Consider the following 14664-nt stretch of genomic DNA (forward strand, 5'->3'; position numbering starts at 1 on the left):
TGCCTTTCTTTAGAACTCCTCCATGAAGTCCCGTAAAAAAGCCAATTGTGCTTGTCACCATAGCGTCGGGGGAACAATATTTTTCAGGGACAGGAATCAAAAACAGCGGGTTTCCGACAATCGGAAATCCGCTGCTATCTTAGATTTCGAACACAGCCGGGAGCTTATACGGGGAGAGAATTCTTGGGCCAGAGGCAAGCTCAAGTGGAAAAAGCGAACCTAATACTTCCCTTTTCTATCCCCCGCAAACGCTAGTTGGACAAAGTAAACTTAATCTGGCTCATTCGCACACGTACGGGTAAGTTCGCTTAGATTAGGTCTACTAATTCCCACTAAATCCACTTCCCAACGCCTTGGAGTCCCATTTAAGTTCACTAATTCCACTCCAATTTCCCACGGCGCCCAGCAACCCTCCATTCCCATATTCACACCGAAGGAAGACCCTAATTTCCTGTAAAAAGCAAAAAGGCCCCCACTTGAGCAGCAGCAGTCATGCACAATGGGGACGCTTGGGGAGAATTTCTCTTATAGGCTTGGCCTCAGTTCCGGATGTCCTGTCTCTGTCAGCCTTATCCTTCACCATGGCCCAGTTGCAGCTTCAGTCCTGTTACCGCGAGGGTCACATTTCCCGGAAGGATGTAGTCTTTTCTGAAGTCCACATCATGTGACATATGGGTGTACACGGCACGGATTGGCTGTACGATGTCCAGCAATTCTGCAGCTTCGGTCATATCATAGACTGAACGGGTGGACAGCTCAGCAGATTCATAATAAAAGCTTGTTCCCAGCACCAGAAGGTCCGCCCCATGCATATGCTTCATTTCCTCCGGCGAGAGGGAAATAGAGTCCGGGCAATAGACCCAGGTGTAGCCGTCCTTTTCCAGCCTGTAGGCATAGGAATAGCCGTTCTTCCCATGGTTGACCCGCCAGGTGCGGATCTGCCAGCCGTCCAGTTCAATTCCGTCATCACACGGAATCATATCGATGTGGCCGCCAAGCCACGGATACTGCCGCTGAATCACCGGAATCACCTCGGCCGGCGCATAGAGCTCCCCTCTATACCCCATCCAGCGGCAGCTGTCTGCCCATTCCGGCAATCCGCCGATATGGTCGAAATGGGCATGCGTGACCAGCAGCCTGCGCATGCTGCGCCGCCCCTGCAGCTCCATCTGGCGCCGCCAATCCGGACCGCAGTCTATGACCCAGAAATCACTGGCGTTATCAATCAGCACTGAGGAGCGCAGCCGGATATTTTCTCCGTTGCTTCTCGCCTCCATGCAGGTCTCACAGCTGCAATATACCCGGGGTACGCCCATGGCGTCCCCGGTTCCCAAGAATACCAATGTGTCCACAAGCCAGCCCTCCTTAAATTTCGCGTCACGCGTCACGGATGTTCAGAAACACTTTATCATTATAGAACAGCTCAGCCACCTATTGCACCCTGCGGTAAGAAGTGGCTCCGGTCCATCGGACTAAGCCTAGCTCGACACAAAAAAGAGGGGTCTCATCCGCAGGTTTGCCCTGCAGGTGAGATCCCTCTTTTTCATCCGAATTCTCCATCCTAGATTCCAGCCAGCACCTGATACCAGATGCCCCGCTTCGAATACAGTGTAGTGCGAACCTCATTCCAGCCGCCGAGATACGAAATGTCGAACAGACCCGCAGGAACCGGATAACGGCTCTCATTCTCTGCATAGACCTGCTTGTCAACGGGCCGGAACCCGTATTTGGCAAAGACCTCCTGCGCTTCCGGTGTAGCCAGATAATCCACCAATGCGTCCGCAGCTTCGCTGGTACCATGTTCTTTGGCATACTTATCCACGACCGCAGCCGGATTTTCAATCAGGATCGTATTCTTGGGAATAACCACCTCATATTTCACACCTTTTGCAATCCGGGCCAGCAGCTCATTCTCGTAAGTGACGATCACATCGCCCACCCCGTATTCAAAAGCCGCCATGGAAGCCCGTCCGCTTTTGTCCAGAGACTCTACGTTCGCGTGTATGCTCTCCAAAAATGCTTTGGCGGCAGCAGGGTCTTTCGCCCCCTCCTGCTCCTCAGACAGCTTCAGACCCGCCCCGTAGATGGCGTTGATATCCCACTGTGCCCCGCCGGAGGTCTTCGGATTGGGATAGAGCACCTTCACCCCAGGCTTCGCCAGATCCGCAAAATCATGAATGCCCTTCGGGTTGCCCTCCCGGGTACCCAGTGCAACTACCGAGCGGGTCACCATTCCGTTCACCCCGCGGTTCTTCCAGCCAGGTTCAACAAGTCCAGCCTTAACCAGCTTCTCCACATCGCCTTCCATCGCCAGCAGCGTCACATCCGCTTCAAATCCGCCAACAATGGCCCGTGCCTGGGTTCCTGAAGCCTCATAAGACTGCTGAAAGGTGAGTGTCTGCCCCGTTTTGGCCTTCCACTCTGCTGCGAACAGCGGCAGAATCTCACCCATGGCATCCTTCGCAACACTATAGGCTCCAATCACTAGCGTAAGATCCCCATGCTGCGGGCTGTCAGCCGCCGTACTTTCCTTACCATTCCCGCAACCGGCCACGGCCAGTGCAAGCATTGCCAGCATTAAGGGCGCCAGCCATCCGTGCAGTTGTCTGCTCCTTTTGATAAGCCTCATCCCGGCGACACATCCTTTGACAAGATACCCCACAAAGTGGAGATTTGACTTCGAAGCGTACTCAAGTACTTGCGGGAACCCCGATAACCTAGAAATCCTTCTTGTATTAGATAAATACAGGCATTGGATCTTCCTTCAGTCCATTCTCTTGAATCCAGCTCCGATCGTCATTGAACAAGTAGGCACGGTGGACAAGCACAGCGATTTCCTGACCCGGCGTAAGGGTTTCTTTCTCCAGAGAACGGTAAGTCACCAGCTTGTGGCCGTTCACTTCCACCTCAACCAGCCATTCACTGCCGCGGAAATGCAGATGTTTCACGATGCCCTGCTCCGTGGCCGAAGCCATTTTGAATTCATTGAGGTTGCCTACTTCGATGTATTCCGGACGAATCAGCGCCTTGGTAGGCTTGCCACCACCTGCATTGTTGAAGCCCTTTAGCTCGGAAGCGCTCCCGATCAGTGTGGATTCCCCGATAAAGGTTGCCACAAACGGCGTTTTCGGCTCTTTATAGATATCCCAAGGTGTACCCTTCTGCTCCAGCCGTCCCTGATTAATAATCATAATCTCATCCGCCACTTCAATGGCTTCATCCTGGTCATGGGTCACGAAAATGGAGGTGATGCCGACGCGCTCAATCAGCTCGCGAAGCCATGAACGCAGCTCCTGCCGGATCTTGGCATCAATCGCGGCGAACGGCTCATCCAGCAGCAGCAACTGCGGCTCAGGTGCAAGCGCCCGGGCAAAAGCGACCCGCTGACGCTGACCGCCCGAAAGCTGATGCGGATAGCGTTTCTCAAAGCCCTTCAGTCCCGTAAGCTCCACCAGCTCGGCCACCCGGTGCTGGATCGTGTTTTTGTTCACCTTTTTCACCTTAAGTCCAAAAGCAATATTCTCATACACAGTCATGTGCTTGAACAGCGCATAGTTCTGGAATACAAAGCCGATCTCGCGTTCCTGGGGCGGTAGATTATTTACAGTCTTGCCGTGAAAAATGATCTCGCCGCTGTCCGGTGTCTCAAGGCCCGCCAGCATGCGCAGTATCGAGGTTTTGCCGCCGCCGCTTGGACCGAGCAGGCCAATAAGATGGCCTTTGGTAATTCCGAAGTTAACGTCCTTCACCGCATGAAAATCTCCAAAATGCTTATCGAGTCCCCGGACTTCCACATGCATATTAATGCACTTCCTTTCTTCTTTTGCTCCATTCCATAAGCAGCAGCAGACCCGCGGAGAATGCGGCCAGCACCAGCGCTAAACCGCCCGCAGCCGTTACATTGAAGTTCTCGACGTCCTGATAGACCAGGGTAGTGGCAGTCTGGGTTTTGTTCATGATATTCCCCGAAACCACCAGCACTGCCCCGAATTCACCCAGGGAACGCGCAACCGTCAGAATCACACCGTAGATCACAGCCCAGCGGATGGAGGGCCAGGTTACCTTCCAAAAGGTAGTCCAGCCATACGCACCAAGCGTTGAAGCTGCTTCCTCCTGCTGCGACCCGATCTCCTGAAGCACAGGCATGACTTCACGCACCATCAGGGGAAAAGTCACGAAGAGTGTGGCAATGACCATTCCCGGAAAAGCATACACAATCTTCATCCCGATTTGCTCAAATACAGCACCCAGCGCACTATCCGGCCCGAGCAGGAGCACAATCATCAGTCCGCCAATAACCGGCGATACGGCATAAGGCAGATCTACAATGCTGTTCAAAAGCCCTCTGACCCGTCTGCCCAGCCAGTTCGCCCTTACTAAATACAAGGCCATCATAATGCCAAACAACGTATTGAGCAGCGTGACCACCACAACGACGAATCCTGTCATCATCAGCGCGTGCAGCGCCTCCGGCCGGGTCAGCGCAGCCCAGAAGCCGCCGAAGCCTTCACTGAAGGCACCGATTGCCATTTTCCCGAGAGGTGCAGCAATCAGCAGGAAAAACACAAGATAAGTCAGTCCGATCCATAGTTTCCTCATGCTCTTCTCCCCCGCATCTGCAGCATATTAATCAGCCATAGAATGAGAAAGGACAAGGTTAACAGGATAATGGACACTGCTGCGGCACCGACCGGATTGTCACTTTCAACTTCACCGAAAATAAACACGGAGGACACTAGTGTCCGTCCCGGAATATTGCCCGCTACGAGCACGACGGCACCAAATTCTGCAAGTGCCCGGGAGAATGCAAGCATGCCGCCACTAATCATCCCGGGGGCCATGGAAGGAAGAATAACCTGCCAGAATACCCGGCTGCGTGTAGCCCCCATCGTATATGCCGCTTCCTCTTCAGAGGGGTCCAATTCCTCCAGCAGCGGCTGGACCGCACGGATCACAAATGGAAAAGTTACAAAGACCATGGCAATCACAATAGCCGGCTGGTGAAATACAATCTCAAATCCCAATGCTTCAGCCATGCCGCCGATCAGACTGCCCGGACCCAGCAGCAGCAGAATCATTAGCCCCCCAACCGCCGTCGGCAGCGCAAATGGCAAATCGACAAGACTGTTCAGCAGTGCCTTACCGGGAAATGGATAGCGGATCAGCACCCAGGCAATCATCGTGCCGAGCAGAACATTAATAACTGTAGCAATAACGGCCAGTTTCAATGTCAACAGTACCGACTTCCAGGCAATCGGGTCGCTGACGCTCTCGGCAAAGTTTCCGAAGCCCAGAGAGAATGAGTTGTAATAGACACCGAGAATCGGCAGAACAATAAGTACAACAAAATAAAGAAGTATCGTCGTGCGGAATCCCCAGGTCCATCCCTTGTGTCTAAGCAGCGTATTCAAGAATAAGTCCCCCCACCTCCGGCTTACCGGTCGGTATACTCGCCTTTACAGCCATAATTATTCCTATTAATATACTTGGTTTAAAGTTATCACTACTTTACCAAATGCCCCTTGCCCCGTCAATTACTTTCATGCTGTTTTGGGGTAAAATATAGTATATTGGCAACACAGAGAGGGGATAACGTTATGCTGCACACTATGGAGATCAGTACCAGCAAACGGGATGAACTGCGGGACATCACCCGCGAAGTCATTTCCTATGTCAAAAAGAGCGGTGTACAGAATGGCATCATCGTCGTCTACTGCCCGCATACCACAGCCGGAATAGCCATTAATGAGAATGCTGACCCTGATGTCAAGCATGATGTGCTAATGAGGCTTGATGAGGTTTTTCCTTGGGAGCATCCCAAATACCGCCATGGAGAAGGCAATACTGCTTCCCATCTGAAATCCATCACCGCCGGCCCCTCACAAAGTATTATTATTCATGAAGGAGCACTGCTGCTGGGACGCTGGCAGGGTATTTATTTCTGTGAGTTCGACGGGCCCAGACACCGGCAATGCCATTTTAAGATCATCGAGGGCTAAGACAGCCTTAACCGCCGAATTTCAAAAGCACTTCCCGGCCTAACAAAAATAGCGGCTCCGCCTGGTCCGGCGAGCCGCTATTTATACACCTATACCTATTAGAACTGCCTTTGCACTTTCACCATTGAAAGTAATAAAGTAATACCAATGCAACGCGCTAAATTGATAAGTGATAAAAAAACAAGCCCTACAAACTGCGGCTTAATACCTTGACATGCATGATTGCAGCCTGCCTGACATCTTCGAAGGATACCTTATCCTGAATATAGTAAGAAATAAATCCGTGTGCAGACAAGAACAAGGTTAACGGGATGCTCTGCCAGTCTTCGGACACATACCCCTCTTCCTTCATATGAGAACGCACAATACCTGCGAATAACTCAAAACATCGGCCCTGTTCCGCACGACAATAAGCAAGCAGCTCTTCGTCACGGATCATGAACATAATTTCATACTGATAAGGATGATCCAAGCCAAACCGGATAAATTCCAGAATCAGCTGTTCCACCCGGGTCATTCCCGTTTCAGGAGGAGTCTGCATGACTTGATTCAGCAATGTGGCTACATGATTGAAATCCTCGACGACGATGGCGTAGAACAACTCAGCCTTTTCCTTGAAGTGATAATAGAGCGACCCATGGCTGTACCCCAAATGCTGGCCAATGCTGCGCATCGATATGGCCCGATATCCCTTGGTAATAAATAAATGCCTGGCCGCTTCCAGGATTCTTTCCCTCGACAATTCCTGCTCGACTGCTCTTCTTGCCATATCTTATTCCCCTTCGCTGTAGTAAAGCCGCCGCCCTTCTGTAACCAGTGCTTGCCCCTGGGTAAGATCCGTTATCCATGCCATAAATGCGTCGCCATCATCATTGCGTGGAAGACACAGCAGCGTAACCTTATCCGTAAATAAAGTTTCACCCGTCTGAATGCCTCTTCCTCTAAGCTCGTTCTCAACCTTGCCCAGCCAGGTATAGTCGATTTCAACAAATACCTCCCGCCTCAGCACACGGGTGATCACTTCTCCAGCTTCGAGTGCCAGCACAGCGCCGTCCGTATAGGCCCGGATTAATCCGCCTGCACCCAGCATAATGCCTCCGAAATAACGGGTAACAACAATTGCGACATTTTTAACGTTTTGGCTGCGAATTACTTCCAAAATCGGTTTACCGGCCGTTCCACTCGGTTCCCCGTCATCCGACTGTCTCTGGATCTCGTCCCGCTCACCAATCATATAAGCAGAGCAGTTATGTGTGGCATTCCAATGCTGCTTCTTGATATTCTCGATAAATTGAACTGCTTCTTCTTCGTTCTCTACCGGCATAACATGACCGATAAAGCGTGACTTACGGATTACGACTTCCCGGGAACCGGGAGAGCGCACCGTCCGGTATTGTTCCAGCATCATTATTCCATTCCTAACATCTATATAATAACTTGATATATATTAGGAGCAGGCCATGGTATTGGATTACCTATGGACTGCTCCCGGGTGCTTACTGCTTGTATGAATGATCTGCGGTGTTCGGCAATACTATTCGGTAAGTCTGGCTTCGAGCTCTGCTTTTTCTTTCTCATAGCCCGGTTTGCCGAGCAGCGCGAACATATTCTTCTTGTATGCTTCTACGCCCGGTTGGTCAAACGGATTAACGCCCAGCAGGTATCCGCTGATTCCGCAAGCTTTTTCAAAGAAGTACACCAGGTACCCAAAGGTATAAGGCGTTTGATCCGGGATGGTCACGATCAGATTCGGCACTTGTCCGTCTGTGTGCGCCAGCATGGTACCCTGGAACGCTTTTTTGTTGACAAAATCCATGGTCTTGCCAGTCAGGAAGTTCAGACCGTCCAGATCATCCGGATCATTCTCAATCGATACATGATGCTGAACTTGTTCAACCTGAATCACTGTTTCAAAAATATTACGGTTACCCTCTTGGATGAATTGGCCCATGGAATGCAGATCCGTGGAGAAATCAACAGAGGATGGGTAAATACCCTTGAAATCCTTGCCTTCGCTTTCGCCGTACAGCTGCTTCCACCATTCGGATACAAAGTGCAGGGAAGGTTCGTAGTTGACGAGAATTTCCGTTGTTTTGCCCTTACGGTACAAAGCATTGCGGACTGCAGCATATTGATAGCTCTGGTTGGTAGCCACATCAGGATTGTTGAACTCATCGGCTGCGGCTGCGGCCCCTTGCATCATTTCTTCGATGTTGATTCCGGCCACTGCGATTGGCAGCAGGCCTACCGGTGTAAGCACGGAATAACGTCCGCCTACATCGTCAGGAATAATGAACGACTCATAGCCTTCTTCATTCGCAAGCTTCTTGAGTGCGCCCTTCTCCTTGTCAGTAGTGGCGTAGATACGTTTGCGTGCTTCTTCTTTGCCGTATTTCTTCTCCAGCGCTGCGCGGAAAATGCGGAATGCGATAGCCGGCTCAGTAGTTGTTCCGGATTTGGAGATAACGTTCACGGAGAAGTCTTTGCCTTCTACAAGGTCAAGCAGGTGTGTGATGTATGTCGAGCTGATATTGTTCCCTGCAAAATAAACTTCCGGTGTTTTGCGTTTGTCTTTGGAAAGGTTGTTATAGAAGGAATGCGAGAGAGCTTCAATCGCTGCACGCGCGCCCAGATAAGAACCGCCGATACCGATAACGATAAGCACATCGGAATCCCCTTGGATTTTCTTGGCTGCCTGTTGGATACGGGCGAACTCTTCCTTGTCATACGCTGTAGGCAGATCGATCCAGCCCAGGTAGTCGGAACCTGCTCCACTTTTGTTATGAAGCTGCTCATGGGCCAGCTTCACCGGGGCAGCAAAGTAGTCAATCTCATGCTGGCTAAAGAAGGAAAGGGCTTTGGTGTAGTCAAAATTAATCTTCTTGGACATCGGTATTGGTAACCTCCTGTATATCTCTTTAGATTTGACACCGTTTGTTACAACTTTATAATAGGATACTTTAATTTGCCTGTACTGGCAAGGTCTTAAGGCACATCCCGGGCTTTAGTACCATGTTTTTGAACGTTTTTGTGGAAGCGTTTGCCGCTAGAGCAAAGCACGGTTGTGTGGAACAAGCCCTGGGGGCGTGATAGAATATAACAAAGCATGCCATTTCAAAGAGCGAAGGTGGAAACGGAATGAAACAGATCGGCTTTATCGGACTCGGAACCATGGGTGCACCTATGGCTTCCAATCTGCTGCGCAGCGGATTTGGGGTTACAGTGTACAACCGGACGTTAAGCAAAAGCGAACCTCTCAGGGCAGAAGGCGCCCAGGTGGCTGCAACATCTCAAGAAGCCGCCAAAGGCAAGGATGTTATTATTACCATGATCAGCAACGATGATTCTATCCGTGAAGTATTCTATGGCGCAAACGGTATCCTGGATGCGATCAAACCGGGGGCAACCGTAGTCGATTCCAGTACAATATCTCCTGGTTTGGCCCGTGAAATTGCCGCAGCCGTGGAGGAACGGGGTGGAAAGTTCCTGGATGCGCCAGTAACGGGCAGCAAACCCGCCGCCATTGAAGGTACACTGGTATTCATGGTTGGCGGCAGTGCTGATGTCATTGAAGAGCACCGGGATATCTTCGACTCTATGGGCAGACTGCTGCTGCATATGGGCGGCAACGGCAGCGGTGCAGTTGCGAAGCTGGCACATAACGCTATGGTCGGCATTCATAATGTCGCGCTCGCTGAGGGCTTCTCCATCGCGGTGAAATCAGGCGTTCCCGCTGACAAGTTCCTGGAACTGGTGAAGAACGGGTCGGCCGGCAGCAAACAAGCCGAGCTGAAGGGCCAGAAGATCATCGATAATGATTTCAGCAACCAGTTCTCTCTTGCGCTGATGCTGAAGGATCTCAAGCTGGCCTCCTCACTCAGTGACTCTACAGGTGTGCCTTCACCTATGCTTGGCGTAGCCAAAAGCATGTTCCAGGCCGGATTCAACCACGGCTTCGGGGACGAAGACCTGTCCGCAGTGGTCAAATCCTATGAAGAATGGATCGGCCAGAAGATCGGCGACGGCGCAAGCAAGGAATAAGCATTCTCTTCTCACATACCCAGGTTTTCATTTGGCGCAGCTGGAATTTCAGGCTGCGTCTTTTGATGGCTAAAATCCCAAGGAGGAAATCCATATGCTGTTTATCCAGTTAGCTGATCCGTTAGACGCCCCTGCGTTAGCGAAAGTCCAAAAAGTCACATTTGATCACGACGCCCGGCAGTTTCAGAACAAAGCTGAAGACGGACCACCGGGATATAGCTCCAGTTCCTGGCAAAGCGAGATGATGGAGAAAGGCCTATATTACAAGCTGCTTGCAGATGACTCTATCATCGGCGGAATGCTTGTATTCGCTTCACCGGATGAACGGGAATACCATCTCGGCCGTATCTTCATTGACCCGCTGTATCAAAACCGGGGGTACGGGCAAGATGCATTCAACTTCTTGTTCAGCACTTTCCCCAATGCGCAGAAATGGACACTGGATACCCCTTCATGGGCGGTCAGAAACCAATATTTCTATGAAAAGCTGGGATTTGTGCAGATCGCCGAGGTTTCGCTCGAACCTAGTGGAGAAACACTGATTCAATATGAACTCATAGATTGCTGAAGATACTGAATAGTCTGCTTCTTAAGCTATAATGAATAGGATTGCATTGCAGAATACAGCCCAACCTCTTTATTCTCAGACCTGATCCTGATGCGGTTTGTCCCAGCGATTCATAAGATACGAGGTCGGGGTATTGCTTCACTACTCTCTCAATATCCGCATTACCGTATAGGAATATACCTGATTGGGGTTCACAAGGTTTGTAGCAACATAAAACTTAATAAAAATAACGTAACCTTATGTATTTCCTTGCAAAACCCTGACTTTATCACATTCCCATCTCCCATTCTATCTGCTTGAGGCACTCTGGCCCCTCTGGTAGCTAGTGAAGCATATGAGAATGTATTCATGTCGTCAATATTAATAATTAGTAGATTTATCTGCCTGAAACAAAAAAAGTGTCCCAGCAGCCGAAGCTGTTGGGACACTCTTCATTCCTTGGCTTAAATTACAAAATCGGGTAAGAACAGCAATAATCAGTTAATGCGAATACTTCCAGCGAAAATTTGGAGTTGCCGGGAACGTGGAAGGTGTCTGTACCCTTGATTTCTTTCCAAATGTCTGAGCCGGGAAGCAGCACTTTTAGATCGCCGGACAGAATTTCCATCGTCTCAGGGCCTTCGGTACCGAATTCATACACTCCAGGCAGCATGATGCCGAGCGTCACCTTAGTGCCGTCCTGCAATGTAACTGTACGGCTGGTAACTTTTCCATCGTAATAAATATTAGCTGCTTTTTGAATTGTCGCGTTGGTGAACTGACTCATCTGCTTATTCTCCCCTTTGTCCTTAATCCGTCTATTATAGCAGGGCCTTCACGCGGCTGACTACATTGTCAACCGTAAAGCCATATTCTCTGATTACAGTATCGCCAGGTGCGGAAGCGCCAAACGTTGTAATACCCAGGATATCACCCTGATCGCCGGTGTAACGTTCCCAGCCGAAGGTTTGCGCCATTTCGATAGCCAGCCGCGCTTTGACTTCAGGCAGGATAACGGAATCACGGTAGGCTTTATCTTGCTTCTCGAACAGATCCCAGCTCGGCAAACTGATAACACGGACATCGATGCCTTCTTCGGCAAGAGCAGCCTGTGCTTTCACAGCCAATTGAACCTCGGAGCCTGTTGCGATAATTTGTGCCTGCGGTGTACCGTTCTTGGAATCGGAAACCACGTATCCGCCGCGTTTGATGTTATCACGCACTCCGTCTACCGTGCCTTGCAGGATCGGCAGGTTTTGGCGGGTCAGCACCAGCGCTACAGGATTTGAAGTGTTTTCCATTGCATAGGCCCAAGCTGCAGAGGTTTCATTGCCGTCAGCCGGACGGATCACCGTAAGGCCCGGAATGATGCGCAGGGAAGCGAGCTGCTCGATAGGTTCATGCGTAGGACCGTCTTCACCAACAGCGATACTATCATGCGTAAGCACATAAGTTACCGGAAGCTTCATAATCGAAGCCAGACGAACCGCTGGACGCAGGTAGTCGGTGAATACGAAGAACGTACCGCCGAATACTTTGAGACCACTGTGCAGGGCAATCCCGTTCATCGCCGCAGCCATACCGAACTCGCGTACACCGAAATAAATATTGCGGCCATGATAGGAATCCGGAGTGAATTGGTCGAGACCGTTCAGATGGGTCATTGTCGAGCTTTCCAGGTCAGCAGAACCGCCCACCAATTGAGGAACTCCCGCAGTCAATCCGTTCAGGGCATTACCGGAGGCAACACGGGTGGACACCGCTTTGTCTTCAGTTTTGTAGAATGGCAGATTCGCATCCCAGCCTTCAGGAAGTTCACCCTTCAGAGCCGTTTCGAACTGTGCTGCAAGCTCTGGGTATGCTTTTTTGTATGCCGCGAATTTCTCGTCCCATGCTTTGTTGGCTGCAATGCCTTTTTCCTTCACTTCAGCAAAACGGGCACGGACTTCATCAGGCACAAAGAAGTTTTCTTCATATACCCATTTGTAGAAATCCTTCGTCAGCTTGGCTTCGTCTGCTCCCAGCGGGGAACCGTGAGTACCGCCGTGGCCGCCTTTCCCTTGTTTGTTCGGGCTGCCATAGCCGATAACCGTCTTCACTTCAATCAGTGTTGGCTTGCTGCTGTCGGCTTGTGCTTCACCAATAGCCTTGCCCAGTGCAGGAAGGTCGTTGCCGTCTTCCACACGCAGAACCTGCCAGCCATAAGCTTCAAAACGTTTGGCAACATTCTCAGAGAATGCCAGATTCAGCTTGCCGTCCAGAGAGATATCATTGGAATCGTACATGACAATCAGTTTGCCAAGCTTCAAATGGCCGGCAAGCGAAGCGGATTCGGAAGAGATCCCTTCCATCAAATCGCCGTCGCCACAGATTGCGTACGTATAGTGGTCAATTACATTGTGTTCGCCTTTATTATAGGTAGCGCCCAGCTGAGCCTCAGCCATTGCCATCCCTACTGCCATCCCGATACCCTGACCCAGCGGACCGGTAGTGGCATCAACCCCTGCAGTATGGCCGAACTCCGGATGTCCCGGTGTCAGGCTGCCCCATTGGCGGAATTGCTTCAATTCTTCCATCGGCAGATCATAGCCGCTAAGGTGCAGCAGGCTGTACAGCAGCATGGAACCGTGTCCTGCGGACAATACAAAGCGGTCACGGTTAACCCAGGTCGGGTGCTCCGGATTATGATTCATTGTCTTCGCAAACAGCTGATACCCCATTGGAGCTGAACCCATCGGCATTCCCGGGTGTCCGGAATTTGCTTTTTCAATCGCATCGATAGCAAGCGTGCGGATCGTCGTGATGGCCAGGTTGTCCACTGTGGAGTTTTCTTTTTTGTGGATGGCTTGTTCTTTTGCCTGTTCAGTCATGAAAATAATCCTCCTCGAATTCAAGAATGTCATTTTGACTATTATTGTATCACTAAAGTGGAAGCATTTCCAATTGTTTTTGCAATCTCAATGTTCGAACAGCTTATATTTTGCGGTTTCAGTCTTATCTATGCATCAATTTTCCAGTGTCTTACAACAGCTCCCTCCCTTACAACAGCAGTAAAAAAACAGCCCGCACTATGAAAAGAACAGGCTGCCAGAGTAAAAATAGAGTATGATAGATTCATGAATGAAAACGTTTTATTTTAGATGTAACGGAGGAGTTATCCTCTTAAATATTCTGTAACATACATAAGACCAGTTTACAACTTAGGCTTTGGTCCAGTACCCGAATTAGACTAAAGTTTGTTTTACGATGCTGGAATATACAGTAAGATGGAATTACTTAAGTGAGCGGTTATACCAAATTATTCATATTTCCAGCAGAAAGGAATCGCGAAAATGACAGCAAATCATAATATCTACGTTGTGCTTACCGGAACGGGCACTGCTTTTAGCGGGCTCATTAAATGGTTTACCAAAGCCGAGCTCAATCATGCTTCGATTGCCTTTGACTGTGAACTTCGTGAGGTCTATAGCTTTGGGCGAAAAAAAGCCTATAACCCCTTTGTCGCAGGACTGATCCGCGAGGACTTTATCCATCCCTTTTATAACAGTGCGGACTGTGCAATCTATCAGCTCCGAGTGAGCAAAAACGAATACGAAAAGATGTACAACCACGTGAAGGGCATGATGGAGCATCAGGACCGCTACAAATACCATTTGTTAGGCTTGATCGGAGTTCTGCTGAATGTGAAAATCAACCGGGAAGACGCTTATTTCTGCTCCCATTTTGTCGCCTCTGTGTTCGAAGAGTCTGCTGTTCATCCGGTAGCCAAGCCCTCCTGCTTCGTGACTCCCGAAGATTTCGCTGACTCTCTGTGCGCTCACAAAATCTTCAGCGGCAAGCTGTCCTACTATATGCGCAGAACACATAGAATGACAGGCTACGCTTCCGGTGTACATACTTCTTCAGGGTCCGCAGTTCCTGCTTCCGTTGCGGCACGATTGATGAGGCTGCAGGATGAACGTGCGGAAGAGGTTGTCTGAACACCCGCTCTCCGCACGCTGCTGCTTACAAAGAATGCCTCACATCGGTCAGGTTCAAGATGATCAGGTTCAAAATTCACAATGCTAAAGCTTGCGT

The 14664-nt window shown here is 50.2% G+C and carries 14 protein-coding genes; 4 read left to right on the top strand and 10 right to left on the bottom strand.

Going from position 1 to position 14664, the window contains the following annotated elements; genetic code table 11:
- Positions 1 to 569: 569 nt before the first annotated feature.
- The 5 genes from A3842_RS12170 to cysT form a co-directional block, all read right to left on the bottom strand.
- Positions 570 to 1352, bottom strand: a complete 783-nt coding sequence (locus tag A3842_RS12170) for an MBL fold metallo-hydrolase (RefSeq protein ID WP_074101595.1) — start codon at positions 1350 to 1352, stop codon at positions 570 to 572.
- Positions 1353 to 1561: 209 nt separating this feature from the next.
- Positions 1562 to 2629: a sulfate ABC transporter substrate-binding protein gene (locus tag A3842_RS12175; RefSeq protein WP_074101596.1), complete on the bottom strand. Its 1068-nt coding sequence runs from the start codon at positions 2627 to 2629 to the stop codon at positions 1562 to 1564.
- Positions 2630 to 2735: 106 nt separating this feature from the next.
- Complete coding sequence (locus A3842_RS12180) at positions 2736 to 3800, bottom strand: sulfate/molybdate ABC transporter ATP-binding protein (protein WP_074084897.1); 1065 nt, start codon at positions 3798 to 3800, stop codon at positions 2736 to 2738.
- Between the two features lies 1 nt (position 3801).
- Positions 3802 to 4599 carry a sulfate ABC transporter permease subunit gene (locus tag A3842_RS12185; protein WP_074101597.1) on the bottom strand — a complete coding sequence of 266 codons (798 nt, stop codon included), beginning with the start codon at positions 4597 to 4599 and terminating at the stop codon, positions 3802 to 3804.
- Positions 4596 to 5411: a sulfate ABC transporter permease subunit CysT gene (cysT, locus tag A3842_RS12190; protein ID WP_074084895.1), complete on the bottom strand. Its 816-nt coding sequence runs from the start codon at positions 5409 to 5411 to the stop codon at positions 4596 to 4598. Before cysT ends, A3842_RS12185 begins: the two co-directional genes overlap by 4 nt.
- Before the next feature lie 186 nt (positions 5412 to 5597).
- Between cysT and A3842_RS12195 the strand changes: the two genes are divergently transcribed.
- Positions 5598 to 5999, top strand: a complete 402-nt coding sequence (locus tag A3842_RS12195; protein ID WP_074101598.1) for a secondary thiamine-phosphate synthase enzyme YjbQ — start codon at positions 5598 to 5600, stop codon at positions 5997 to 5999.
- Between the two features lie 187 nt (positions 6000 to 6186).
- Here A3842_RS12195 and A3842_RS12200 read toward each other — a convergent pair whose 3' ends face one another.
- The 3 genes from A3842_RS12200 to A3842_RS12210 all read right to left on the bottom strand — a co-directional run bounded on the left by A3842_RS12200 (position 6187) and on the right by A3842_RS12210 (position 8889).
- Positions 6187 to 6768, bottom strand: coding sequence for a TetR/AcrR family transcriptional regulator (locus A3842_RS12200; protein WP_074101599.1), 582 nt, complete (start codon positions 6766 to 6768; stop codon positions 6187 to 6189).
- Between the two features lie 3 nt (positions 6769 to 6771).
- Positions 6772 to 7404: a YigZ family protein gene (locus A3842_RS12205; RefSeq protein WP_074084944.1), complete on the bottom strand. Its 633-nt coding sequence runs from the start codon at positions 7402 to 7404 to the stop codon at positions 6772 to 6774.
- A 129-nt stretch (positions 7405 to 7533) separates the two neighbouring features.
- Complete coding sequence (locus tag A3842_RS12210; protein WP_074084892.1) at positions 7534 to 8889, bottom strand: glucose-6-phosphate isomerase; 1356 nt, start codon at positions 8887 to 8889, stop codon at positions 7534 to 7536.
- A 248-nt stretch (positions 8890 to 9137) separates the two neighbouring features.
- Here A3842_RS12210 and A3842_RS12215 point away from each other — a divergent pair, with 248 nt between their 5' ends.
- Both A3842_RS12215 and A3842_RS12220 read left to right on the top strand, forming a co-directional pair.
- On the top strand, positions 9138 to 10040 hold the full coding sequence (locus A3842_RS12215; protein WP_074084891.1) for an NAD(P)-dependent oxidoreductase: 903 nt from the start codon (positions 9138 to 9140) through the stop codon (positions 10038 to 10040).
- 94 nt (positions 10041 to 10134) lie between these two features.
- Positions 10135 to 10608 carry a GNAT family N-acetyltransferase gene (locus A3842_RS12220; protein ID WP_074101600.1) on the top strand — a complete coding sequence of 158 codons (474 nt, stop codon included), beginning with the start codon at positions 10135 to 10137 and terminating at the stop codon, positions 10606 to 10608.
- 448 nt (positions 10609 to 11056) lie between these two features.
- Here A3842_RS12220 and ppnP read toward each other — a convergent pair whose 3' ends face one another.
- Both ppnP and tkt read right to left on the bottom strand, forming a co-directional pair.
- A complete protein-coding gene (gene ppnP, locus A3842_RS12225) occupies positions 11057 to 11374 on the bottom strand; it encodes a pyrimidine/purine nucleoside phosphorylase (protein WP_074084889.1) in 318 nt (105 codons plus the stop codon).
- A 34-nt stretch (positions 11375 to 11408) separates the two neighbouring features.
- A complete protein-coding gene (tkt, locus tag A3842_RS12230; RefSeq protein WP_074101601.1) occupies positions 11409 to 13457 on the bottom strand; it encodes a transketolase in 2049 nt (682 codons plus the stop codon).
- A gap of 462 nt (positions 13458 to 13919) precedes the next feature.
- Between tkt and A3842_RS12235 the strand changes: the two genes are divergently transcribed.
- Positions 13920 to 14567 carry a hypothetical protein gene (locus A3842_RS12235; protein WP_178381964.1) on the top strand — a complete coding sequence of 216 codons (648 nt, stop codon included), beginning with the start codon at positions 13920 to 13922 and terminating at the stop codon, positions 14565 to 14567.
- Positions 14568 to 14664 lie beyond the last annotated feature (97 nt).

Source organism: Paenibacillus sp. P3E, from assembly GCF_001909045.1.
In the GTDB taxonomy this organism is placed as follows: Bacteria; Bacillota; Bacilli; order Paenibacillales; family Paenibacillaceae; genus Paenibacillus_AQ; species Paenibacillus_AQ helianthi.